Origin of the sequence: Lacticaseibacillus thailandensis DSM 22698 = JCM 13996, assembly GCF_001436135.1 — a bacterium.
Classification (GTDB): Bacteria; Bacillota; Bacilli; order Lactobacillales; family Lactobacillaceae; genus Lacticaseibacillus; species Lacticaseibacillus thailandensis.
In genome coordinates this window covers 1-25042 of the sequence record NZ_AYZK01000008.1, presented here as the reverse complement: position 1 = coordinate 25042, position 25042 = coordinate 1, and the positions used below count along the sequence as shown (strand labels likewise).

The 25042-nt window shown below is 56.9% G+C and carries 24 protein-coding genes and 1 riboswitch; of the genes, 7 read left to right on the top strand and 17 right to left on the bottom strand.

What is annotated here, in order from left to right; genetic code table 11:
* Positions 1-58: 58 nt before the first annotated feature.
* From FD19_RS08560 to alr, 8 genes are all read right to left on the bottom strand, one after another.
* Positions 59-1150 (bottom strand): aspartate-semialdehyde dehydrogenase, encoded by a 1092-nt coding sequence (locus FD19_RS08560; RefSeq protein WP_054750843.1) that lies wholly within the window; start codon positions 1148-1150, stop codon positions 59-61.
* Positions 1151-1175: 25 nt separating this feature from the next.
* Positions 1176-2357, bottom strand: a complete 1182-nt coding sequence (locus FD19_RS08555) for an aminotransferase class I/II-fold pyridoxal phosphate-dependent enzyme (RefSeq protein WP_054750842.1) — start codon at positions 2355-2357, stop codon at positions 1176-1178.
* Between the two features lie 33 nt (positions 2358-2390).
* Positions 2391-3140, bottom strand: coding sequence for a 4-hydroxy-tetrahydrodipicolinate reductase (gene dapB / locus FD19_RS08550; RefSeq protein WP_054750841.1), 750 nt, complete (start codon positions 3138-3140; stop codon positions 2391-2393).
* A gap of 6 nt (positions 3141-3146) precedes the next feature.
* Complete coding sequence (gene dapA, locus FD19_RS08545) at positions 3147-4016, bottom strand: 4-hydroxy-tetrahydrodipicolinate synthase (RefSeq protein WP_056969777.1); 870 nt, start codon at positions 4014-4016, stop codon at positions 3147-3149.
* A gap of 144 nt (positions 4017-4160) precedes the next feature.
* Positions 4161-5312: an N-acetyldiaminopimelate deacetylase gene (locus FD19_RS08540; RefSeq protein ID WP_056969774.1), complete on the bottom strand. Its 1152-nt coding sequence runs from the start codon at positions 5310-5312 to the stop codon at positions 4161-4163.
* A gap of 49 nt (positions 5313-5361) precedes the next feature.
* Positions 5362-6078 (bottom strand): 2,3,4,5-tetrahydropyridine-2,6-dicarboxylate N-acetyltransferase, encoded by a 717-nt coding sequence (dapD, locus tag FD19_RS08535; protein ID WP_056969773.1) that lies wholly within the window; start codon positions 6076-6078, stop codon positions 5362-5364.
* 61 nt (positions 6079-6139) lie between these two features.
* Complete coding sequence (gene lysA / locus FD19_RS08530) at positions 6140-7426, bottom strand: diaminopimelate decarboxylase (protein WP_156321938.1); 1287 nt, start codon at positions 7424-7426, stop codon at positions 6140-6142.
* A 52-nt stretch (positions 7427-7478) separates the two neighbouring features.
* The gene (alr, locus tag FD19_RS08525) at positions 7479-8597 is read right to left on the bottom strand and encodes an alanine racemase (RefSeq protein ID WP_056969771.1); all 1119 of its coding nucleotides are present in this window, start codon (positions 8595-8597) and stop codon (positions 7479-7481) included.
* 214 nt (positions 8598-8811) lie between these two features.
* Positions 8812-8994: riboswitch (Lysine riboswitch) on the bottom strand.
* Positions 8995-9301: 307 nt separating this feature from the next.
* On the opposite strand from alr, the gene FD19_RS08515 reads away from it, so the two are divergent.
* The 5 genes from FD19_RS08515 to FD19_RS08495 all read left to right on the top strand — a co-directional run bounded on the left by FD19_RS08515 (position 9302) and on the right by FD19_RS08495 (position 15615).
* Positions 9302-10705 (top strand): aspartate kinase, encoded by a 1404-nt coding sequence (locus tag FD19_RS08515; protein ID WP_082383906.1) that lies wholly within the window; start codon positions 9302-9304, stop codon positions 10703-10705.
* A 520-nt stretch (positions 10706-11225) separates the two neighbouring features.
* A complete protein-coding gene (locus FD19_RS08510) occupies positions 11226-12023 on the top strand; it encodes a homoserine O-acetyltransferase/O-succinyltransferase family protein (RefSeq protein ID WP_056969767.1) in 798 nt (265 codons plus the stop codon).
* The gene (locus FD19_RS08505) at positions 12016-13140 is read left to right on the top strand and encodes a trans-sulfuration enzyme family protein (RefSeq protein ID WP_056969765.1); all 1125 of its coding nucleotides are present in this window, start codon (positions 12016-12018) and stop codon (positions 13138-13140) included. Before FD19_RS08510 ends, FD19_RS08505 begins: the two co-directional genes overlap by 8 nt.
* A 66-nt stretch (positions 13141-13206) precedes the next feature.
* Positions 13207-14364, top strand: coding sequence for a trans-sulfuration enzyme family protein (locus FD19_RS08500; RefSeq protein WP_054750836.1), 1158 nt, complete (start codon positions 13207-13209; stop codon positions 14362-14364).
* Between the two features lie 15 nt (positions 14365-14379).
* Complete coding sequence (locus tag FD19_RS08495) at positions 14380-15615, top strand: homoserine dehydrogenase (RefSeq protein ID WP_056969763.1); 1236 nt, start codon at positions 14380-14382, stop codon at positions 15613-15615.
* A gap of 66 nt (positions 15616-15681) precedes the next feature.
* Here the strand turns inward: FD19_RS08495 and FD19_RS08490 are convergent, their stop codons facing one another.
* The 9 genes from FD19_RS08490 to trxA form a co-directional block, all read right to left on the bottom strand.
* Entirely contained in the window at positions 15682-17037 is a 1356-nt protein-coding gene (locus FD19_RS08490) for a cytosine permease (RefSeq protein ID WP_056969761.1), read from the bottom strand.
* Between the two features lie 109 nt (positions 17038-17146).
* Complete coding sequence (locus FD19_RS08485) at positions 17147-17371, bottom strand: hypothetical protein (protein WP_054750833.1); 225 nt, start codon at positions 17369-17371, stop codon at positions 17147-17149.
* Between the two features lie 99 nt (positions 17372-17470).
* Positions 17471-18706, bottom strand: a complete 1236-nt coding sequence (locus FD19_RS08480; RefSeq protein ID WP_054750832.1) for a phosphopentomutase — start codon at positions 18704-18706, stop codon at positions 17471-17473.
* A 184-nt stretch (positions 18707-18890) separates the two neighbouring features.
* Positions 18891-19172: a hypothetical protein gene (locus FD19_RS08475; protein ID WP_054750831.1), complete on the bottom strand. Its 282-nt coding sequence runs from the start codon at positions 19170-19172 to the stop codon at positions 18891-18893.
* A 26-nt stretch (positions 19173-19198) separates the two neighbouring features.
* The gene (locus FD19_RS08470; RefSeq protein ID WP_054750830.1) at positions 19199-19969 is read right to left on the bottom strand and encodes an ABC transporter permease; all 771 of its coding nucleotides are present in this window, start codon (positions 19967-19969) and stop codon (positions 19199-19201) included.
* On the bottom strand, positions 19953-20870 hold the full coding sequence (locus tag FD19_RS08465) for an ABC transporter ATP-binding protein (protein WP_054750829.1): 918 nt from the start codon (positions 20868-20870) through the stop codon (positions 19953-19955). Before FD19_RS08465 ends, FD19_RS08470 begins: the two co-directional genes overlap by 17 nt.
* 360 nt (positions 20871-21230) lie before the next feature.
* Positions 21231-21680: a threonine/serine exporter family protein gene (locus FD19_RS08460; RefSeq protein ID WP_054750828.1), complete on the bottom strand. Its 450-nt coding sequence runs from the start codon at positions 21678-21680 to the stop codon at positions 21231-21233.
* A gap of 9 nt (positions 21681-21689) precedes the next feature.
* Positions 21690-22445 (bottom strand): threonine/serine exporter family protein, encoded by a 756-nt coding sequence (locus FD19_RS08455; protein ID WP_054750827.1) that lies wholly within the window; start codon positions 22443-22445, stop codon positions 21690-21692.
* Between the two features lie 156 nt (positions 22446-22601).
* Positions 22602-22928 (bottom strand): thioredoxin, encoded by a 327-nt coding sequence (gene trxA, locus FD19_RS08450; RefSeq protein WP_054750826.1) that lies wholly within the window; start codon positions 22926-22928, stop codon positions 22602-22604.
* Positions 22929-23113: 185 nt separating this feature from the next.
* On the opposite strand from trxA, the gene FD19_RS08445 reads away from it, so the two are divergent.
* Together FD19_RS08445 and FD19_RS08440 are read left to right on the top strand one after the other, a co-directional pair.
* Positions 23114-23899 (top strand): Cof-type HAD-IIB family hydrolase, encoded by a 786-nt coding sequence (locus FD19_RS08445; RefSeq protein WP_056969759.1) that lies wholly within the window; start codon positions 23114-23116, stop codon positions 23897-23899.
* A 63-nt stretch (positions 23900-23962) separates the two neighbouring features.
* Positions 23963-24907 (top strand): aldo/keto reductase, encoded by a 945-nt coding sequence (locus tag FD19_RS08440; protein WP_054750824.1) that lies wholly within the window; start codon positions 23963-23965, stop codon positions 24905-24907.
* Positions 24908-25042 lie beyond the last annotated feature (135 nt).

Genomic DNA, 25042 nt, shown 5'->3' with positions numbered 1-25042 from the left:
ACTACCACCACGCAAACGGGGCATACCACGCGGTATGCCCCGTCAATGTCAATTCGCGTTAGTTAAACTTAGCGGCGCCACCTTCAGGCACGCGCACCAGATCGCGACGCACAAGGCACTCCGCAATTTGGACCGCGTTCCAGGCCGCACCCTTGAGCAGGTTGTCAGAAACCACCCAGGAGTTGTACGCACCCTTTGTTTCGAGGTCCGGACGAATCCGGCCGACAAAGGTGTCGCGGCTACCCTCGGCCGTCTGTGGCTGTGGGTACAACTGCGTCGCGGGGTCGTCCTGAACCACCAAACCAGGGAAATCAGCCATTGCGGCCCGCAGTTCGTCCGGCGTAGGCGTGTTGCCATCACCGACTTCAAACCATACGGACTCACCGTGGCCAACCGGTACGGGTACCCGCACACAGGTAGCCGTGACCTTGATGTCTGGAGAATTCTTGTCGCCCAACATAATCTTCTTGGTTTCGTGGATCATCTTCCACTCTTCGTGCGTGTAACCATCGTCTTCAAAGACGTCGATCTGTGGCAACAGGTTGAAGGCTAGTGGGTAGTGCTTCTTGGCCCCTTTGACCGGCAAAATTTCGGCGTTCATCGATTTGCCGTCTAGGTATTCCTGCGCTTCACGCTTCAGCTCATTGATGGCGGACTGGCCAGCACCACCAGCTGCCTGATAGGTCGACACGATGATCCGCTTCAGCCCAAACTTCTGCCGTACGGGTTCCAGCGCCACCACCATCTGGATGGTTGAGCAGTTCGGGTTGGCAATGATCCCGTTGTGACCCTCCAACGCATCCTCGTTGACTTCAGGTACAACCAACGGTACGTCGTCATTCATCCGGAAGTAAGAGGTGTTGTCCACGCAAACCGCCCCGCGCTTCACGGCTTCAGGCAACAGCTTTGCGGATACGGACCCACCAGCTGAGGACAGGACCAGGTCCACACCGTCAAAGGATTCGGGCTTGGCTTCTTCAACGGTAACGGGTTCACCCTTGAAGTAAAGCGTCTTACCGGCGGACCGGTAGGAAGCCAACAGGTGCACTTCCTTCACCGGAATGGTGGACTGTTCCAACTGCTGGATCATCCGGGTACCCACGGCCCCAGTGGCACCCAAAATTGCTACTACATACTGCTTTTCTGTCATGATCAAATCTCCCATTTACTGTCAATTAATCGACTAAGTCAGCTGCGTATGCCTGGATCCGCCGTCCGGCTTCCTCCAGGTTCTCCGTTGACGCGGCGTACGACAAGCGAATGTAGCCCTCACCGCCGGGACCAAAGACGGACCCGGGAACCACTCCGACTTTGGCCCGCTCAGCCAAATCATACACAAACTGCACATCATCCTGCGGCATCGTCGCCGGAATCTTTGCGAACACGTAGAACGCCCCGGCTGGCGTCGGTGCAGTAAAGCCCGCTTTGCTCAACGCGCCCATAATCAGGTCGCGGCGCTGACGGTAGATGTCACGCATATCCGTGCCGTCCGTCCGGCCATGCCGTAACGCTTCCTCCGCCGCCTTCATCATCGGGCTAGCGGCCGTGGTGACCAGGAACTGGTGCATCTTCCCCACCAGCTTGATCAATGCGGCCGGACCGGCCACGTAACCGACCCGGTAACCGGTCATCGCGTGCGACTTGGAAAAACCGCTGATCAGGATCGTCTGCTCGGGCAACAGGTGCCCCATACTGATATGGTCCTCCCGGTAGGTCAGCTCCGCGTATATTTCGTCGGACAGGACCACCAGGTCCGTATCCGCCAAAATTTGGGCTACTGCGCGCACTTGTTCGTGCGTATAGGTCGCACCAGTCGGGTTGTTCGGGTAGTTCAACACGATGGCTTTAGCCTCCGGGTGCGCCGCTAACGTCGCGCGTAACCGTGCCGGCGTCAGGACAAACTCCGGCGCCGTGCTGACCGTGACCACGTTCAGGCCACAGATGGCCGCCACGTTGGCGTACAGCGGAAATTCTGGGGTTGGCACAATGATGGTATCACCGGGGTTGAACAACCCCCTAATGGTGGCAAAAATGGCTTCAGTTGCACCCACCGTCACCACAACTTCACCGTCAGCCTGGTAGTGGGCGTCAAAGCGGTCGGCCAGGTACTGGCTGATTTGCTCACGCAATTCTAGGTAACCAAAGGACGGTGCGTAGTGTGACCAGTTGGCGTCGATCGCCGCTTTGGTGGCCTCCTTGATGTGTTCCGGAACCGCAAAGTCCGGCTCCCCCAGCGTCAGTTTGATAATACCGGGGATGTTAGAAATTTTGTTATCAACCGCCCGGATGGCGGACGGTGGGACCGTGCTTAACGCCTGGTTGCCGAGTCCCGTGATGCTAGACTTTAGTTCTGGCATAACAATTAGTCTTCTTTCTGAGCGCGTAGGTTGTTACAGCAATGAATCCAGGCCCACCGTCAGGGCGTTAGGCAACGTCGCCACTTTGCGGACGGCCAAACGGATCCCGGCCATGAACGAGGAACGATCATAGGATACTTGGCTGATGCTCAGGCTTTCGCCCTCGGCACCAAAGATGACTTCTTCCTGCGCCACGTAACCTGGTAAGCGCAGTGCGTGGACCGGCACGTTGTCAATCCACTCACCACGCGCCGGTGCGTCCGTCTGCTTGGGTGCAATTGGCTTGGCGGTGCGGGCCTTGTTGATGGCCTGCGCCGTGGCCCGGGCAGTCCCAGACGGTGCGTCGACCTTGTCACTGTGGTGGATTTCCACCACTTCAGCGTCCGGCATGTACTTTGCGGCCTTAGCAGCAAATTGCATCATTAGTACGGCAGAAATGGCAAAGTTCGGCACGATCATTACCTTGCGGTTGTTAGCTGCAGCCAGTTTGCCTAAGGCGTCAAAATCATCGTTACTCATGCCACTAGTCCCGATGACGGTATCAAAACCGTGGGTCAGGGAATATTCAGCATTCTTGCGGGCTGCAGTGGGGATGGTGAAGTCCACCCACACATCCGCGGTCACGTTAATGTCGTCGGTGCTACCAAAAATGGGGAAATCTTCAGCATCGCTCGCGGCACGGTCCAGTCCGCCAACAACCTGGATGTCGTCGGTAGCCTGCAACATGTGTGCTACCCTACGGCCCATCTTCCCGGAAGCACCAGATACAAATACTGTTGTCATAAAAAATTAACCCTCCAATACTGATAGTACGTGCTGTGTCTCGGCGTCGTTCAACGGAATCATGGGCAAACGCAGGTTGTTCTTGATCTCGCCACGCTTTGCCAACGCCATCTTCACTGGCTCTGGGGATGGGTAGGCGAACAACGCGTCCATCCGGGGCAGCAGCCAGTCCATCGTTTCCTGAGCGACATCGGTCTTGCCGGCCTGGTAGTCGGTAATCATTTGGTACATTCGCTCGCCGTAGAGGTGGGAAGCCACGGAGATCACTCCGCGGGCACCGCTCTTAATGGCACCAAGCGTCTGGCCGTCCTCACCGGTGTAGACGGCAAAGTCGTCCGGCGTGTGCTGAACCAGGTAGGCCAAGTCGTCCACGGTCGTGCACTGCTTTACGCCGCCAATGTTCGGGTACTTAGCCAGCTGGACGAGCGTATCGTTGTCCAGCTTGACCACCGTGCGTCCCGGAATGTTGTAGATGATCACTGGTACCGCCGAAGCGTCGGCGATGGCTTCAAAGTGGGCCACCATCCCCGCCTGGCTCGGCTTGTTGTAAAACGGGTTGACCGCCAGTACGGCGTCGACCCCGGAGATTGCACTAACCTCTTTGGCAAAGGCCACGGAAGCGGCGGTGCTGTTAGTCCCCACGTTGGCGACGACGCTCGCGCGGCCGGCAACGTGCTTGGTAAAGTGTTGGAACAACGCAATCTTTTCGTCATGGGTCAAGGTTGGTGCCTCACCGGTAGTAGCACCAACAACGAATCCGTTGGTGTGTTCGTGGATCAGCCGGTCGGCCAACTTGTCCAAGGCGTCGAAATCGATTTGGTCATCATCAGTAAACGGCGTGATGATGGCCGTCATAATCGGTTCATTCTCAAACATATTCTCCGTCCTTTCTTGAAACACAAATGATAGCACTTTTTTTCTGGTTGTGAACGTTTTAAATTAGTTTGGTTTTGGTACCGGCTGGTGGCGTTGGCCGCCGCCGTGGACGCGTGAATCTGTGCTCGCGGCACACGCCAACTACTACTGCATCCGGTGTTCGAAGAAGCGGATGAAGGCGTCGACGCCGGGTTTGATGGACGCCTCGTCCGGACTCAGCTTATCGCTGTGTAGCGTGTGCTCCGGGTCGTTGACCCCGAGCCACGCCATGGTGCCCGGGAACTTCTGCGTCAGGAAGCCAAAATCCTCCCCGGTCATCGCTGGTTCTGCCTCCGCAAAGTCGGTCTGCGGATCGCCAGCCATGAACTGCATCATGTCCGCCGTCTGTTCGGGCGCGTTTTCTACCGGCATGTATCCGCCCTGGATCAGCTTAAGGTCCACATCGATGCCGTACGTGGCGCCGACCCCGTTAGCAATGTCACGCACACGTTGCTGCATCATCTCAATATCCGACTGCCGGAATGCCCGGATGGTCCCCATCAATGACGCCTCACCGGGAATGATGTTCGGCACCGTCCCGGCGTGCAACTCGCCAATCGTGACGACCCCGCCACGCAGCGGGTCCACGTTACGGGACACAATCGTTTGCACCTGCATCACGAAGGCTGCCGCCGCTACCAGTGGGTCTTTGGCCCGTTGCGGGTACGCCGCGTGCCCACTCAGGCCACGGAAGGTAATGTAAATTTCCGTAGTTCCGGCAAACAGCGTCCCCTGCCGCGTGGCCAGCTGACCGGCTGGCAGGGCCGGATTGTCGTGAATGGCAAAGAATTCATCCGGTTTCCAGTCGCCGCTGAACGCACCCGCCTGGTAGACCCGGTAACCGCCGTAATCTTCCTCCTCAGCAGGCTGGAAGAAGAACAGCATGTTGTCACGCGGTTGGTTGACCGCAAAGTGCTGGAGGATTCCCAGCGCCACGGTCATGTGTACGTCGTGACCGCAGGCGTGCATCTGGCCTGGAATCGTCGAAGCAAATGGCAAACCGGTGGCTTCAGTGACGGGCAACGCGTCAATATCGGTACGGTAACCAATCGTTCGCAGCGGATCCGTCCCGGCCAACCGCACCATGATGGCGGTTGGTACTTCCGGCACACCTTTGATAGTCATCCATGGCGTTTGCCAGGATTTGATCAGCTGCATGAGGTAGTCGTGGGTCCGCGTTTCGTGCAACGCGAGCTCAGGAATTTGGTGCAAGTCGCGTCGAATCTTGATCAACGCGTCGGCATCTAAGTCTGTCATAAACACAACTCCTTTTCTTGAACCCAACTAACGCTATGCCAGCCCAAAACTACAGCTGACGCAGTGCGTCGATCAGCCCAGTCTTGCTGTCAGTCTTGGCATCCTTCATCTTCAGGACCTTGGCGGGCACGCCGCCAACCACGGCATTGGCGGGCACGTCGTCAATGACCACGGCACCGGCAGCAACAACCGCACCTTTGCCAATGTGAATGCCTTCCAGCACCACCGCGTTGGCGCCAATCAAAACGTCATCTTCAACGATAACGGGTGTGGCGGACGCTGGTTCGACCACGCCGGCCAGGACGGTCCCGGCACCAATGTGGCAGTGCTTGCCCACGGTCGCACGGCCACCAAGGATGGCGCCCATGTCGATCATGGTACCTTCACCGATCTTAGAACCAATGTTGATGACGGCCCCCATCATGATGACGGCGTTGTCATCGATAGTGACGTGTTCACGGATGATCGCACCCGGCTCAATGCGCGCGTTGATGTTGCTAATGTCGAGCATCGGCACCCCGGTGTTACGGCCGGTCACTTCAACGTGAGCGTTGGTAATTACAGCTTTGTTTGCGTCCAGCCATGGCTTGATGCTAGCCGCGTCGCCGTATAGCTGACCGGTCTTGACGTCCAGAAAGCTCTCAACGCCAGCCGGTACAGCGGTCAGTTTGCTGGTATCGCCAGCAAAAACAACGTGCATCGGCGTTGACTTGGGTGCGTTGGCGATATACTCGATAATCTGTTCTGCGTTAAATGGTTGTGCCATAGTGTTGCTTCCTCCTATATGGTTGGTTGCGTCAATCAATTTTTAAGGTTAATTCACAATGTTAATCGTGCTGGTATGGTTCATCAAAGGCGACGAGGTCCGCCCACGTTTCGCGCCGTACCACGACTTGGGCCTGACCGTCCTCACAAAAGACGACGGCGGGCAACGGGTTCCGGTTGTAGTGCGAGGCCATGGAGTAACCATATGCGCCAGTCGCGAGTACGGCCAGAATGTCGCCCGGTACGACTGGCGGCAGCGCCGCACGTTCAACCAGGATGTCACCCGATTCACAATACTTACCGGCTAACGTCACGACCTGCGTGGTTGCAGCGTGCGGACGGTCGGCCAGCACGGCTTCGTATTCAGCTTGGTACAAAGCCGGACGGATGTTGTCACCCATCCCGCCGTCGACCGTCTGGTACGTCCGGACACCCGGAATCTGCTTGGTCCCGCCGGCCGTGTATAGCGTAATCCCGGCGGCACCCACGATGGAGCGCCCGGGCTCGATCCAAATAGCGGGCAGCGTCCAATTCGTGTCGGCGAGCCCCGTTTGGATTGTCGACACGAGGGCGTCCACAAACTCCGTCGGGGGAATTGGCGTGTCGGCATCCGTGTACTGAATGCCAAAGCCACCGCCCAAATCCAACACTTGCGGGGCGTAATCCCACGCCCGAACGAGGTCGACTAGCTTTTGCGCCTCCGCAACGAACCCATCAACCGCAAAAATTTGCGAGCCAATGTGGGCGTGCAGGCCCAACAAGTTGAGGTGTGGGGCCGCCTGGGCGGCAATCAGCGCGTCGTGTGCCTGCCCGCTGGCGACGTCAAAACCAAACTTACTGTCTGCTTGGCCCGTCATGATGTACTCGTGGGTGTGGGCCGACACGTCCGGGGCAATACGTAGCAAGATATCCTGAACCACGTGACGGGCGGCCGCCAATTCTTCCAGGCGGTTCAGCTCAAAGCGGTTATCCACGATAATCGTACCTAACCCTGCATCCAGGGCCAGCTGCAGTTCCGCGTCAGACTTATTGTTACCGTTGAACGACACGTGAGCCATATTGACCCCAGCGCGCTGTGCGGTCACAATTTCGCCCCCTGATACCACGTCGAGGTGGGCACCCTCACTGACCGCCACCTGGAACATGGCGATGGTAGCAAAGGCCTTAGCGGCGTAACTGACGGTGTAATCCACCTGATGGGCCGCAAACGCCGCCCGGTACGCGCGAATGTTGGCGCGGATAACGCCCACGTCATATGCATATAGTGGCGTACCGAACTCGCGCGCCAATTCACTGGCAGTGACGCCACCAATGGCCAGACGCCCCTGTGCGTCCGTTGAAACCGGAATGGTCATGCAATACCTCCATTAACGGTGCGCCCCGATTGCGCACCGACGTGTTCTAATCACTAATTTCACGAATCAACCGGTCGTTCAGGTTGATCGACAATTCCCACGGGGCAAAGCCGGTGAAGTTAGCCCACTCATCCAGGGTGATTTCCTCATCCCCGTCGCGACCCAACACCGTGACCTTGGTGCCTAACGGTAACGGGCCGGGCAGCCGGATCATCATGGCGTCCATGGCCAGCTTACCCAAAATCTGGCACCGCTGACCGTTGACCAGCACTTCAGCACCAGTCAGCCGCCGCGTCAGACCGTCACCATAACCTAGCGGAATGGTACCGACCCACTCGCCCTCTTTGGCCTCATAGATGTGGCCGTAGGAAATTCCGTCACCCGCATGCATCTGCTTGACGAAGATCAGTTGCGTCGTCAGCGTTAGCACCGGCTCCAGGTAACTAGCATCCCGTAGCTCTCCCAACGACGGCTCAATGCCGTACACCACGGTGCCAGCGCGGATGACGTCGGTCGGGATTTCGTCGGCATGGTACATCGCGGCCCCCGAGTTGGCGACGTGCACCATCGGCGGGTGCGGAAACGTGTCGGTAAGCTCGTGCCAGCGGGCCAGCTGCTTGTGGAAGTAGTCGACCTCGGACGAGTCTGCCTGGGAAAAGTGGGTCATCAGCCCGTAGTAGTTAAAGTCGTGGGGATGGTCCTGCATGAACTGCAGGCTCGCGTCCATTTCTTTGCGACTACGGTAACCGATCCGACCCATACCGGTATCGATACCCATCGATACTTTGAGCGGCCGGGCTGCCTGTGCCAAGTAGGGCTGCGCGTCGTGGAGCCACTGGTCACTGGCCACGGTCGTAATCAGGTCGTTGTCCGCTAACTCCTCCGCGTACTGCGGCATCACGATACTCATCACCAAGATGGGCACCGTAAAGCCGTGTTGCCGCAACGTTAGTGCTTCGTCCAGGACGGCCACCGCCAACCCGTCCGCACCGCCATTCACGGCGGCGCGACTCATTTCGAGCAACCCGAAACCATACGCGTTCGCCTTCACGGCCAGAAAGACCGTTTTGGCGTGTGCCGCCTTCCGCGTCTCCGCGATGTTGTGCGTTACCGCATGCTGCGATATATATAATTTTGTTGGACGATGATCAGCTGTGACTGCCATGAACCAAACCCCCTACGCGTCAATTGTCATTACTACGTGTCCGACCAAATGGACACACTACTGCATATTATAAGGTATAGAGGGGGCGCTGACCATGGCGGTTGCCAGAACGGTAGCACGTTCAGATGGCACGAAAAAGCCCATCCGGCGTGCGTTATTCGCATACCAGATGGGCTTGTCAAAGTCTTCGTTAAAAAACCGTTGGTCCATAATGATTTACGATAGCGCTCCGCAGCCGTTAACTGCGACAGTCCAGCGGTTATTCACCGGTGGCCCAACCAACCAGGCTTACACTTGCCCAGTTGATTTCGGCGGTCTTCCCTTTCATGCGCCCGCACCGTTGAGTGTAATCAACTTGGACGCGCTACTCATGGCAACCGCAACCTCTATCTTTTCTAATTATCGTTAGGTTACAATTAATATACGCACTCTGTCAACCCAACGTTGACGCTAAACTGGTGTTTCACGGTACAACTAGTTGGTAGTTAAAATCCAGGAGTGCTAGCAGAACGACGGCGGGGTGACCAAAGATGTAGTTGTTGCCACCCCAGATTCAACGCACCGACTTGTTACCGCGGGTGGAGATTCGTATACTAGCAGGTGAATATAAGATATACATACGCCCATACATTTATGCGTAGCAACACCGCCCCAATGTAGTATTGTTATCATATAAACCATTTGAGAAAGTTGGCATATTGTTCATGAAGGTCGTAAAATTCGGTGGCTCCTCCCTGGCCACAGGCCCACAACTCGAGAAGGCCATTAACATCGTAACCGCAGACGCTGACCGCCGCATCATGGTGGTCTCCGCCCCCGGCAAACGTCAATCCGGTGATACCAAAGTCACTGACCTACTCAGCAAGCTCGCTGACGCCGTCGTTGACGGAACGGACACCGAACCCGTTACTGAAGAAATTCTCAGCCGCTACGTCGACATCGCGCGCTACTTTGGCGTGCCCACCGACATCATTGACCGGTTGCGGCGCCACCTCGGCGACATGGCGGCCCGCAATTACCCCACCACTGACTACCTGTACGCGGCCTTTATGGCTCAAGGCGAGTTCATGAACGCCCAGCTGGTAGCTGAAGTCATGGCCCATCAGGACATCAACGCACGGTTCGTCGGCCCCCGCGACCTAGGCATCACCGTCACTGGTGAACCCCGCGCCGCGACCGTGACCGATGACAGTTACGCCCGGATCGCGCAGTTTGAGTTGCACCCCGACGAAATCATCGTCGTACCAGGATTCTTTGCTTACGACAAGGATGGTAACATCGCCACCTTTGCCCGCGGCGGATCCGACATTACCGGTTCCATCCTCGCCCGGGGGTTCAACGTCGACCTGTACGAAAACTTCACCGACGTGTCCTCCGTGTACGCGGTTGACCCACACATCGTCAAGCATCCCCGTGCCATCCGCACGCTGACCTATCGCGAAATGCGTGAACTGGCCTACTCCGGCTTCTCCGTCTTTAATGACGAAGCTATCATTCCCGTGATCCAGGCGGGTATCCGGGTCAACGTGAAGAATACCAATGATCCGGAAGCGCGGGGCACGTTCATCGCGCCCACCAAAGACGTGAACCACCACCACCACATCACAGGGGTGGCCGCCAACCGCAACTTTGTGGGCCTCTACCTGCACCGCTACCTCATCAACACACAGGTCGGCTTCACCCTGCACCTGCTACAAATTCTGCGCAAGTACAACGTTAGCTACGAACACATGCCGTCAGGAATCGACGACCTGACCCTGATCATCGACAAGGGCCAGTTGTCACCGGACAAAAAGCGCGGTATCACGGCCGACATCAAGGCGGAGATCGCGCCCGACCAGTTGGATTGGTTCGACGACTTTGCCGTCCTCATGATTGTGGGCGAAGGGCTCTATGCACAAAACGACCTGCTGGCCAGAATTATGGTCAGCCTGGCCGACGCGGGCATCGCGCCAACGATGATCAACCAGGGTGCGTCGCGGATCAGCATCATGCTGGGTGTGCCGGCCGAACAGGCGGACGACGCCGTACGGGCAGTCTACGAGCTGAGCTGTACGCACCACAGCGAGGTCACCCAGGCTAATAAGCAACAAGTATCGTTAGATTAACGGGTAATAGATGAAAATGCACGGCGGTACCAGTGAGCAAACGTTTGCTCACTGGTACCGCCATTTTTATTGTTGCCATTAACCACAAACTGACAACGGCCTGGGCTGGTTGAGGTGATTGATCCGTCAGCTACGATTCCCCGCAAAATTAGGCTACTTGACCCATCTCTAATAATGATTTAATATAATGACAATATTAATGACGCGGAGATGAGTAACGTCGTCGTGGGTGCGCAGAGAATCGGAGGTTGCTGGGAGCCGATCACCGCACGGCACGTGAATATGGTCTCAGAGCAAAGTCGAGTGTATACGAGCGTATGTGAGTATACACCGGTACCCACCCGTTAACGTGGGTCAGTATCGTGGTGCATGCCGCCGTACTGTTAGAGTGGTTGTCGGTGACGGCAACCAGAAAACGGGTGGTAACACGAGCCAATCGTCCCGCTACATGAGTATTTATTACTTGTGTGGCGGTTTTTTTATACCATCGGCATCAACTGACCAAAGGAGGCGACCCAAGATGACCATTGCCATTACTACCGGCTTGACCCGTAACCATATCCGGCCCGCGCCTAATGCCCGGCGGATCCTGGTGCTCAACCTAATGCCCACTCGGGCTGTGACCGAGCAACAGATTGCCGCGGCTTTGGGCAATACCGACACGAACTTGGCGCTGACCTTTGCCTTACCGGCCACCCACCAGGTACGCCACCACGCGGCGGCGATTCGGGCCGCCTACCCGACGTTGGCTGAGATGGCCGACCAACATTTTGACGGTTTGATTGTCACCGGCGCGGCACTCGACCAATTACCGTTCACCGCCGTCGACTTTTGGCCTGAGTTTCGGCAACTACTGACGTGGCGCCGAACCCACGTAGAACACAGCCTCTTCCTGTGCTGGGGCGCATACGCCGCCCTCCACGTGGACGGGGTGGCGGACGGGCACCAAATCACCCACAAAATTAACGGCATCTACACTACCAATGGCGTCACGATGCCCCATTCGCGGTACTTCACCATCCCAATCACGAGCGTACAGCACGGGAAAGTGGTTGCTGGCGACGACCGCATTGGCGCCACCATTATCACCGACGCGGCGCTGCGTTCAACCTACATCACCGGTCACCTCGAGTACTGGACCGGCACGCTAGCGAGTGAATTTCACCGCGACCAGCACCGCGGTTTGACCGTCGCACCACCAAGTAATTACTTTGATCATGACATGCGGCCCGTTAATTCGTGGCAACACGACACCGCTACTTTTTACCGTCACTGGGTTCACCAATTAACACCACAGGAGGTTACTGCACATGACTAAAATCGCAACGCAACTGGTTCAAGGCACTAATGGTACTGAGGACGACCGGTCTGGCTCCGTCGTGGTGCCCCTCAACTTTTCGACCGCATTCCGTCACCCTGGACTCGGCCAATCAACCGGCTTTGACTATTCCCGGATGACTACGCCCACGCGGCTCGAACTAGAAAAGCAGCTCGCCGCCATCGAGCACGGCACCCATGCCTTTGCCACCAGCTCCGGCATGGCCGCCATCGACCTCGTGTTCTCTACCCTCACGGCCACCGGCGACCACTTCATTGCCAGCGACGACCTGTACGGTGGCTCCTTCCGTTACTTTGATGAACGCCAAGAACGCTACCACGTGAACTACGATAAGTGGAACGGCAAAAACGTTGACGACCTGATCCTCCTGATCAAGCCTGAAACCAAGCTAATCTGGCTGGAAACACCTAGTAACCCAACCATGAAGATCATCGACATCGAGGCGGTGGCCCGCACCGTGCACGCGACCCGGCCGGACATTCTCATTGCCGTCGACAACACCTTCCTGACCCCCATCTACCAGAATCCGCTCGATGACGACGCGGACATCGTCGTCCACTCAGCCACCAAGTACCTCGGCGGCCACAACGACATCCTGGCTGGCGCGGTCATTGTCAAAGATGATGACCTGGCCGATAAGTTAAGCTTCCAGCTCACCACGACGGGCCAAAACCTCGACCCGTTTGATAGCTGGCTGCTGATCCGGTCACTCAAGACGTTACACGTGCGGATGAAGTACCACACCGAAAACGCTCAGTACCTGGCCCACGCGTTGCCTGAAATTACGGGTGTCGACCGCGTACTCTACGCTGGCGTCGGCGGCATGATCAGCTTCTACCTCGCTGACGACTTTGACGTCGACCGCTTTCTGCGCGCCCTACAAGTCTGTTCGTTCGCAGAGAGTCTCGGTGGCACCGAGTCACTCGTCACCGTGCCGTACGTCCAGACGCACCACGACATGCCCGTTGGTGACCGCCTCGAATTGGGCATCACGCCCCAGCTCATCCGGCTGTCGGTCGGCCTTGAAGACAAAGACGACCTGCTCGCCGATTTGACCCAGGCCATTGCCGCCGCGGCACCCGACGCCACCAACTAATAGCGTCACGTCCGTGTAGTCGGATTACTACCGTTACTTTGTCAGCACTCATAAAGGAGAACCACTATGCACGATTGGACAAAAATTATTAAAGCCACCACCGTGGCCGACCCCGTCTCGGGCGCGGTCAACACCCCCATCCAGCTGTCATCGACCTTCAACCAGGCCAGCTTCGACAACTTCGGGAAGTACGACTACTCCCGCTCCGGCAACCCTACCCGGGACGTCGCCGAGCACGCCGTCGCCACGTTGGAGGACGGTAAGTTTGGTTACCTATTCAGTACCGGGATGGCGGCCGTCAGCTCCGTGCTGATGACATTCAGCCAAGGTGACCACCTGATCGTGTCCAAGTACGTGTATGGCGGGACGTTCCGCGTGCTGGAGGAGGTTCTGCCCCGCTTTGGCATTGACCACACCTTTGTGGATCTCGGTGATCTGGACGCAGTCAAAGCCGCAATTCGGCCCAACACCAAAGCTATCTACATCGAAACGCCGTCCAACCCCATTCTGGCCGTGACTGATATTCAGGCCGTCACTGATATCGCCCACGCACACGGTCTCATTGCCATCGCGGACAACACGTTTATGTCACCAGTACTGCAAAAGCCGCTACACCTCGGTGCGGACATCGTCGTCCACTCGGCCACGAAGTTCCTGGCCGGGCACTCTGACATCGTGGCCGGCGCCGTAGTTACCGACCGCCAGGACCTCGCTGACCGCATCTACTTTATCCAGAACGCCGTCGGGGCCACGTTGGGCGTTACCGACTGCTGGTTGCTGTTGCGCGGTATCAAGACCCTGGGTGTGCGGATGCAACAATCCAGTGCGGCGGCCCAGCGAATTGCCGCGTGGTTGGAGCAACAACCCCAAGTAACGCGCGTGTGCTACCCGGGGCTACCAAGCAACGCCGGTTACGTCACCCAACAACGTCAGGCCGTCAACGGCGGTGCCGTGCTCAGCTTTGACGTGGGCAGCGAGGACGCCGCCCGTACGGTAGCCGAAACCACCACGATTCCGGAGTTCTCAGTCTCCCTCGGCGGGACCGAAACGATTTTGTCCTACCCGCCCAAGATGAGCCACGCCGAACTGAGTCCCGAAGAACGTGCTAAGTCCGGGATTACCCCTGGCTTATTGCGGTTCTCCGTCGGTTTGGAGGATCCTGACGACTTGATTGCCGACTTGGCCCAGGCCTTTGCCAAAATTGGCGGCGCCACGCAACCGTAGAAGGGATCGGTGACCATGAACACAATTAACATTGGTCTACTCGGCCTCGGGACCGTGGGCTCCGGCCTGGTCAACATTTTACAGGACCCCCAACCACGACTCGCTGCCCGCCAGCTACGCATCACACGCATTGCGGTGCGCACCGTCACGCCGGAGCGCCAAGCTCAATATCCCGGTATCGCCCTCACCACCGACAGTCAAAGTATCGTGACTGACCCTAAAATCAACGTGGTGGTTGAAGCCATTGGCGGCACCACCAAGGCCAAGGAGCTGATCAAGACGGCGCTCACCTTTGGTAAACACGTCGTCACGGCCAATAAGGACCTGATTGCCACTGACGGTATCGAACTCAGCCAGATTGCGGCCACCCACCACGTGGGGCTGTACTATGAAGCCGCAGTCATGGGGGCTATCCCCGTCCTACGCACGCTCCGTAACGCTTACGCCGGCGACCCCATTTCGCGGATCACGGGGATCGCCAACGGGACCAGTAACTTCATCCTCACCCAGATGATTGCCCACGGCTCCTCGTACGACGACGCGCTGGCATTGGCCCAACGCAAAGGGTTTGCGGAAGCTAACCCCGCGAACGACGTTGAGGGGCTGGATGCCACGTACAAGTTGCTGATTCTGACCCGCTTTGCCTTTGGCATGAACCCGTCTATGGACGACGTGGATATTCAGGGCATCACCACCCTCCAGCCCCAAGATTTCGTGACTGCCAGCATTTGGGGGTACGCAATCAAGCCCCTGGCGGTGAGTGAATTAACGCCAGACGGGCTCTGTTTGCGGGTCGCTCCGCACTTAGTACCATTGGGCCACCCACTAGCGGCCGTCCGCGATGAAAACAACGCCGTACTGATCGATTCCCAAAACGTTAAACGGTTGAGCATGGTGGGCCCCGGCGCGGGTTCGCTGCCCACCGCTAACTCCATCGTCGCAGACTTGCTCGACCTGGCTGACGATATCCACTACGGCAACACGCCGGAGCGTTTCGTTGACACGGACACCCCAGCCATTGTGGCGGATTCCGCGCACCGGGTCGCACCACGCTTTGTCAGCATCACCGGAACGGGTTTCACCCGGGAACAACTGCGCGCACTCGGCATCACCGGTCGGGTACAGCGTATCCGGGGACGAACGACGGTCCTCACTGGTCCGGTCGCCGACACCGATGTTCAGCGGTGGCACAGCCAGCTGGCTGCGGCAGGGGTAGGACTGATTCACGTGCTGCCGGTGCTGCAGGGTTAACTTAGCGCACAAAAAAGTGTTGTCTCGTGATTGAGGCAACACTTTTTTGATCCGGACGGTATACCACTACTTTGACTGCTGGCGTCGACTCAACACCCGGTACACACAGGCCGTTCCCGCCATCGCGACGAAGGTGGCCCCCACGTGGTCAGCAATCATCGGCACGCGGCGACAGGCAAAGTAGCCCAGCACGCCGAGCGCCCAGGCCCCCAAGGCCCGCCAGTTGACGCCGTGCCAATACCAGTATTGGCCACCCGGACGGTTCATCGCTGGTGCGTCGTACTGCCGGTGCCGCAAGATGAAGAAGTCCACCAGAAAGACGGCAATTTCAGGGCCCAGAAACATCCCAATCATGTCCAAAAAGGCCGTGAAGGCATCCAGGAACGTGGCAAAAAACAGCGGTACGAAGGACACCAGGGTGGCAACACCCGTCACCAACCACAACGCGGGCCGTAACGTCATGCGGTGCCACATGTTGGTGACGGCAGACCCCGCCGCCATCAGGTTGACCGCGTTGGCCGTAGTGCTAGTGATCACGATCACCAATAGTGCCAACACACCCAAACCCAGCTTGGTCGCAATGGTGGAAGGATCAGAATCATTTGGATCAAAGTGGTTCATGGTGATGGCCGTTGCAATTGTTGCCACCAAGCCAATAAAGGCAAACCAGAACAGCCCGATGTTGGCCCCCACAAAGGACCAGGTCGTTGCGGCGTGGGGTTTGTTGGTAAACCGGGAAAAATCCGCCGCCGCGGTGACCCACGCCAGGTTGAAGGCCGCCAGAACGTCGATGGCGGCACCACCGGTCAGGCGTAAGTGCGTTGCTGGACGCCACGCCATGATGGCGCCCAGGGAGACGTGCTGAAACACGACGATGGATTCCCACACCACGAAAACCATCACTAACACGATCCCGACCCGTTCGATCATGCGCACCGACCGCTCACCCAACGCAATCGAAGCCATATGCAGCATTGACATCACCAGGATGCCCACAATGAGGCCCCGGTGCCCACCAGGCGTGCCATACGCCGGCCAGCCAAGGAGGTCGTGCAGAATCGTTGCAATCGAAATAGCGGCAATAAACGTGTTGGCGGCCGCCCAACCGATAAATTGAACCACGTTGATCACGGACGGGACCAGCGACCCCCGTAACCCAAAGGCAGGACGCGTCAACGCCATTGCGGGTAATCCCGTGCGGTAACCCATGTAGCTGGCTAGCGCCAACAGGACGTACGAGACCAGGCCACAGACGACCAGGGCCGTTGACGCGGTCAGCATCCCCGCCGCGGCGATGACTCCGCCAATGTACCAGGTTCCGTTATTGGCGTTGGCACCGATCCACGTGGCGCACATGTCCCAATTTGTCATCTGCCGGGCTGCCGGTGCAACTGGCCGGACGTGTCCCAATTCGTTACGCATACATACCTCAACTTTCCGTATAACTAACAAAGGAGCTGTGACGTTGTCGCGGCCCCTTTGATTATTACTTTACCTACTGTCAGTGGCTGGCTACCACTGACGTACCACCTTACTTGTGCCGGTGTTGCTCCTGGTTACGCTGTCTGCGCCGACGCTGGTTAGTCACCGCCAGGTCAATAGCAGCGATGATCACCAGGTACGTGACCACGCACAGCCACCACATGAGCGAATACCGGTCAAAAGCCTTATCCAACACGAAGGCAAACACCACTGTCATTAACACGAGAAAAATCGAAAGGTTGGATGTCCCCAACCCGTATTTATGGTCACGCATGGTCGTTGCCCCCTTTTACTTGCTACTAGCATAGCAGACTCACCCGCCGTTTGGGTAGGGGGGCCCAAGCCCGACCAAAGTGTGCGGCCTACATTACGGCTAAGCCATGGCTGGCTCGGCGTTGAGGGCGTTCATGAAGGAGGCGCCGAACGGACCGTTATCGACCCCAAAGTTGTCGAGGATGGTCGCACCCAAATCACTGAACGGCTCCCGGATCCCCAGCGGCAACAGTGCAGGTGCGTCGTGCTCCGTGGCGCTGACCAAACTTGGCGAGTAGGCTAACAGTGGCACCAGCTCACGCGTGTGGTCCGTGCCGTGGAATGTGGGGTCGTTACCATGATCCGCCGTAATGAGCAGTAGATCCCGGTCACCCAGTTCTGGCAGCAAGGTCCCCACATCATGGTCAAACTCTTCCAGCGACCGTGCGGCACCAGCGGGATCACGCCGGTGACCATACTTAGCGTCGAGGTCCACTAGGTTGGTGAAAATCAGGCCACCACGACCGCTACGTACGACCCGCAAAGTTTGGGCCATGCCGTCGTGGTTACTGGTGGTATGGACACCATCATCGAGGCCCATTCCGGAGAAGATATCGTTGATCTTCCCCACGCCGTACGTGGACACGCCCGCGGCTTGGAGCCGGTCTAACACTGTCGTGCTGGTCGGCTTAAGCGTGTAATCGCGCCGGTCGCTGGTCCGGGTAAAGTCGTCTGGAGCCATAAACGTGTACGGCCGGGCAATAACGCGGCCGATCCGGTACGGCGGCTTGGTGGTAATACTCCGCACGTACGCACAGATCCGGTACAGTTCATCCAGTGGCAAAATGTCCACGTTAGCCGCGATTTGCAGCACCGAATCAGCGGACGTGTACACGATCAGCGCCCCAGTACTGCGCTGTTGCTCGCCATAGTCATGAATGACCGCAGCGCCGGAGTATGGCTTGTTCACGATGACCGGTCGTTGGGCAAAGTTGCTGATCTTCTCGATGAGTTCGCGTGGAAAACCATGCGGAAAGAGCGCCAGCGGCTCCGTGACGGGTACGCCCATCATCTCCCAGTGACCTGCCACCGAGTCCTTGCTGGCAGAGATTTCCGCCATGCGACCATACGCCGCCCGCGGTGCCGTGACCGGTGTGATACCGATCATCTCGTCATCTTCACGAATATTACCGAGGCCCAGCCGTTGCAGGTTGGGCAACCGCCAGTCGGCACCCATATACTCCGCAATATGACCCAACGTGTCCGCACCTGCGTCCCCAAACCGCGCGCTATCCGCGGCTGGTCCAATACCAAGTCCATCCATGACAATTGTGATTACACGGTCAAACCTACTCATACTGATTTCCTTTCTCATCGTATTCTGGATTACATTAAGGCGCTTATACCACTAGTATAGTCCAATCTGTGTGCGCTTAAAGATGACAAAAAACGCTTCTGGACCAAATACGGGCGACCGACCCCCTACATGGGCATAAAAAAAGGGGCTAGACCGTAACGTCCTCGCCCCCAAAACCAAATGTCTAGTAAGTAATCGTCAGCACCTGCTCCTGCTCCCCCACATCATTATCGCCCACGCGAATCATGAAGTTAGGTAGCAGCGAGTGGCGCAACTCGTTGATCAAGTCGGCTAGCGCCCGCTCGACCATTGTGGCCCCCGTTTGGCCCGGAAACAACTTGAGCCGGGCATAAAAGGTGTCCTGCGCAACGGTAATCTCCCGGTCTGGGTTTCCCCGCCATAATACTAGGCCCACGACCCGTTGTGCGCGGGCGGATAATGCCTGAAACTGTGGATCATTAATCATCATTGCACCCCCAAAACAACATCATCTTAAACGCTCCGGTGCCGAAAACTCAAGTAGGCACAGCACCCGAGTACCACCGTGTACCCCAGCGAGCAACCAATCATCACCGGAGTACTCAGCATGGTTAGCTGCGCATAACTGGGCGTATCCACCTGGTTTGCCAGCATCAGCATCGTAAACGGATTCCACTTGACCCACTCGTACTGACCAATGAGTAACACTAAGAAGCTACCGGCAAGACTGGCCACAAAGTAGCCGATAATCCCGGTAACGATTGCAGCGGCATTGCTCTTAAATAGGGTCGCCAGTAGGAGCACCAAACTCAGAAGTAGCAACGTCGTCAGTAGGGTCGCGCCCAAATTCTGGGCGTAATACACCAGCAAGGTCCGCCCGCCGTTTACCTTAGTATTGAGGTCAACTTGTGGAAACAGCCCGAACTTCAGCGCCCAAGTCACGGCATTGCTGAGCACCTCCATCAACACCAAGCCAATCAGGACGGTGATGACTTTACTGACAAACACCTGGCTACGGTAATAGCGCCGGTACAGCAACTGACGAATCGTCCCGTACTGGAACTCCATGGCAATAATGCTAGCAGTCAGGGCGATGGCCAAGAAGATAACGAGTTCGCCACCCACGAACTGGTCGTTAAAAAGTGCGGTCGCGTTAAAGATGTCCGGGAGTTGCCGCGCGGCGATAGCAAACGCCACTTGGATGGCTACCATGATGACCATTGCCACCCAGGTACCCGTTTTATGAAATAGCTTGTACAGTTCTTGTCTAACGAGCGTTAGCATCGACCGCGCCCCCTTTGCCGCTGTTGATCATATCGAGAAATGAGCTTTCCAGGTCGTGCTGGACGTGGGCAATGTCCTCCACGTGAATGTTGGACATAACGAGCACGCGGAGCACGTCGTTGAGGTCCTCGTGGTTGATGAGAATCCCCTGCGGACTCTCCATGATGGGGATACTGGCGTTGCCCAACGCTTGCTTGGTGGCCTGGTCGTCGGCAGTACGTACCAAGTACACCTCTGCACCCTGGTTGACCATGGCGTGCATGGTGGTTTGCTCAACAATCAGTCCCTTGTTCAGCATCAAGACGTCGTCAGCGACCTTTTCCAGTTCACTCAAAATATGACTCGAAATCAGGAAGCTGACACCCGCGTCGGCTTTGGCGCGGATCAGGTCCCGCAGTTGCTTGACGGCCTCAGGGTCGAGGCCGTTCATGGGCTCATCCAGAATTACTAGTGCCGGCTCGTTCAGGAACGCCTGGGCAATACCCAGCTTTTGCTTCATCCCCAGCGAGTACCGCTTGGCCTTGTTATTAATAAACTTTTCCATGCCCAAATCGTGCACTACGGCCTGAATTCGTTGCTTTTTGTTCGCACCCTGTGCAAAGAGTTGCAAGTGTTGCCGCCCAGTCAGAAATGGGTAGATACCCGGATACTCAATGAGTGCACCGACACGGCCCAACGTCCGGTGGCTGGTAATACTGACCGGAACGCCATCGATCGTGACACTACCCCGGTCGTAGGGAATCAGTCCCAGCACGATTTTCATGATGGTACTCTTGCCGGCACCGTTAGGACCAACGAGGCCGACCACGTGACCTGGCTCCACGGTAAAGCTTACTTTGCGCAGGACTTGGTGACTGCCAAAGGATTTATGTATGCCATCTACAGTTAAAATTGCCGCCATCAATAGAACCTCCCTGCCATCTTTGGTGGCCGACACCCAGGAAATGTTGGCGCACCACCCAGAAATAAAAAAGGCCTACCGAAAATATCGGCAGGCTTATGCACGCAGTCGTGGTAACCCACGGCCGATTCCATGGACTCCACAATCCAGAGGGAAAACCAGCGCCCGCAAATCCGGTGGGTGAAACATGCTGGCCGTTTTCTTTCACACATAGTGTGTTACTCGACTCATCGCATACTGTTATTCTACTGCAAAGCCGCGTCCGGGACAAGTGGCCGTGCCGTCGCTATTCCGCGAGCTGGGTGTACCCCAACGCTCAACCGCAAGTAGACAGAATTATGCGTGCGGTCCTGATTCACGCTACCGGAGCCGGATACGACGCTTGGTGAGGTCGCCAAAGAGTTGGGCGAGCATGAAACCGACCGCAATCGCGCCTGCCACCATGATGACCCGCACCAGGTACCCAATCCCCGCGTCCGTTTGCCCCTCCACAAACATGCGCACGGCCTCGTACGCCGTTCCGCCAGGCACCAACGGCACCAGGCCAGGAATCGTGAAGACAATCACCGGTATTTTACGCCAACGGGCAAAGACGATGGCGGCGATACCAATCGCAAACGCCCCCAGCAGGTTAGCGAGCACGATGGAGCACCCGACTTTGAACAGTACCCAGTACACCATCCAACCAGTCGCTCCGGCCCAACCACCTAAGTTGAGTGCCCGTCGGGGAACGTTAATGATGAGCGCAAAGGCAACGGTCCCCAGATAGGCAAAGACACACTGCACTAATGCTTGTATGTATATATTCATGGTGCCCTCCTAAAAGTACGGCAATACGACCGCGATGCCAAAACCAATCGCGCACGCAGTCAGAACGGCTTCCATCCCCCGTGCAAGTCCCGTCAACAGGTGCCCCGCCATCATGTCACGAATCGAGTTAGTAATGGCCACCCCGGGTACCATCGGCATCACGGCACCAATCAAAATATTATCGGGATTGAGTCCCCAACCAACTTTGCACGCCACCAGCGTGACCAGTGCCAGCGCCAACGACCCCGCGAGCTCAGCCACGAACCGGACATTAGTTACCCGGCTGATGTAGGTGGACACCAAGAAACCAACGATGCCAGCTACCGCCGCAATGGGAATGTCGAACCAATCGTACCGCTGGGTGAAGACCACCATCATCGTGGCGCTCAACACGCCAGCACCAATAATTTGGAGCCACATCGGGAAAAAGGGGACGTGGAGGGCTAAGGCCCGTAGATGGTGGTGCAATTCCGCCAGCGTTAACTGGCCCGCGGCGAACTCCCGGGAAAGCTGGTTGACCCGGCTCACTTTCTCCAGGTCAATCTCACGCCGCTGAATCTGGCGCACTTGCACGTACTGTTGGTTGTTCAAGCCGGCCACGATGCCCGTGGGCGTGGTAAAGAGCGACACACCGCGGACCCCCGCGTTATCGATGATGCGCGCCATGGTGTCATCCACCCGGTACATTTCGCTGCCACCCTCGATCATGATTCGTCCCGCTAACAGGCAGGTATCCAGTAGTTCCGCTTTATCGACGGTTGCCATTATTAGTCACCCCACTCTAGGTCAATTCTGTCACTCTATCTTAACCCAGCCGAGGGGGCTGGCAAAGTAGCACGCATAAAAAAGCACGGCCCGGCCACGTAACGTTGCGTGGCCCAACCGCGATTTTTCGTTTGCATATTTTGGAGCCAAATAAAGCTAGTCGTTTTGCCCCTCAGCAATCTTCTGCTCAAAATACCGCCGTAGCTTATCTTTAGGAAATGCGCCCGTGACCTTTTCCACCGCGCGACCGTTTTGGAAAATGACCATCGTCGGAATCGACTGGACGTGGTACCGCTCCGCAAGGCGTTTGTCATCGTCCACGTTCTGCTTAACCACCGTCAAACCATCGAGCTCCTGTTCCAATTCAGCGAGTAGCGGGCTCAAAATTTTGCATGGACCACACCAAGGCGCCCACAGATCGAGCACCACCGTGCCGTGCTGAGTATAAGTATCAATATTATCAAAGGTAACCATTTGTGGCATCAATATCCTCCTTGCTGGGGGGTGACACGTCCGCGTAGTTCCCCAGCATTCCGTTCATTACTGCTTACAATTCTAAAGTAAGTTGGCACACAACGCAACTACAGCGGACCAGGACGCGTGGTGTTGTAAGCGGTTGCTAAAACTGCTATGGTTATCCTAACTTATACGTTAAAGGAGACGATGATATGTATCGAGCGGTAGTCTTTTTTGACCTGGACGGTACGTTGTATGCGGACGACAAAACTTTGCCGGCGTGCAACCTTTCGGCCATCAAACGTTTGCGGGCCAACGGGGTGTTACCGGTCATTACGACCGGCCGCGACCTATGGGAAATCGACACGTTGATGGCTGTCACCAAGATCAACACCGTCGTGGCCGGTAACGGGGCAACGGTACTGTTTAACCACCACACCGTGGGGCAGCACTATATCCCGACGAAACTGGTTGAACGTATCAACGCGGCCGCCAAGCGTGATGGCCTCAAGGTGGCGTACTACAATGAGCACCACGCTGTGTTGTCAGGCAACGACAGCCTCACGCGGGCTAACTACGCGGACGTCCAGCAGGTGCAACCGGTGATCGACCCCGACTTCGATACCACCACGCCCCTCACCCGGATGTTGCTGTTCATTGGCAACGACGACGCGGGCAATCAGGTCAAAGCCGCTTACCAGCGTGAATTCCCCGAGATGGCGTTTTATCGTGACTCACCGTACGACGTGGATACCATCAGCCAAGACGTTTCCAAAGCTAGTGGCATCGCGGAACTGCTCGCACAGCCTGCGCTGCACGGTGTGCCAACCTACGCATTCGGGGATGCCGATAACGACTTACCGTTACTAGACGCGGTTGACCACCCTGTGGCCATGCAGAACGGGACGCACAAGGCCCGGCATGCTGCTGAGTTTGTGACCGCCGATAACATGCATAAGGGCATTCCAAAGGGGTTACGCCACTTTGCCCTAATCTAACGCCTAGCATCATTCACACACGGGCGCTACAATAAAACTAACTATTGGTAAGGAGTGTGAACCATGACAAAGACAATTACAATTGGTCATAGCGAGGTTACCAGTGGCCCACTGGGATTGGGCACCAACAAAGTCGGCGGCCACAACCTGTTCCCGGGTCTGAACGACGACGATGGGCGTGCGGTTGTCCGGGCCGCGCTGGATCATGGCGTGAAGACGTTGGACACCGCGTTTATGTACGGCGTGGGCCGCTCGGAAGAGCTTATTGGCGAAGTACTACGTGACTACAAGCGTGAGGATGTAGTCATCGCTGACAAAGGGGCGCAAGATCCCGACCAGGATCTGCACCCCAACAACCGCCCCGAATTTCTTACCCGGGCAGTCGACGCGGCTTTGCAGCGGCTAGGTACCGACTACATCGATATCTTTTATATCCACTTTCCAGACGCGGATACACCTAAGTATGAAGCGGTGGGTGCCTTGCAGCGGTTAAAGGAAGCCGGCAAAATTCGTGCAATCGGTGTGTCCAACTTCAAGCCGGCGCAGGTGCAAGAGGCTAACCAGGACGGTTACGTCGATGTGGTCGAGGATGCGTACAGCCTCGTTCAGCGTGACGCCGAGCAACAGCTGTTTCCGTACTTACAGCAGCAGGGCATCAGCTTTGTGCCTTACTACCCACTCGCCTCGGGTATCCTGACGGGTAAGTACACGGGGGACGAGCAGTTTGGCCCCGATGACTGGCAGTCCCACAATCCGAACTTCCAAGGCGCACGGTTTAAACAAATTGTTGCGGGTATGGACCGCGTTAAGGACATTGCGGCGGCACACCACGTAACGCCAAGTCAGCTGGTTTTGGCGTGGTACATCCAGAACCCGGCGGTCGCCGTGGTCATTCCGGGTGCGCGCAAAGCCGCCCAGGTCGAGCAAAATGCGCAAACATTATCCGTTACGTTGACTGCGGACGAATACCAGGCAATTGATGGGGTCTTCACTAACCTCCCTGATTAACAGAAAGAATCAATTCGAACGACCGTCCATGTGCAGAAGGACGGTCGTTTTGTGTACGGTTCAATTTTTCAGGCATAAAAAAAGAACCAGTCCAACGACTGATTCTTGAATGAGCGTGGCAGCTTCCTACCCTCG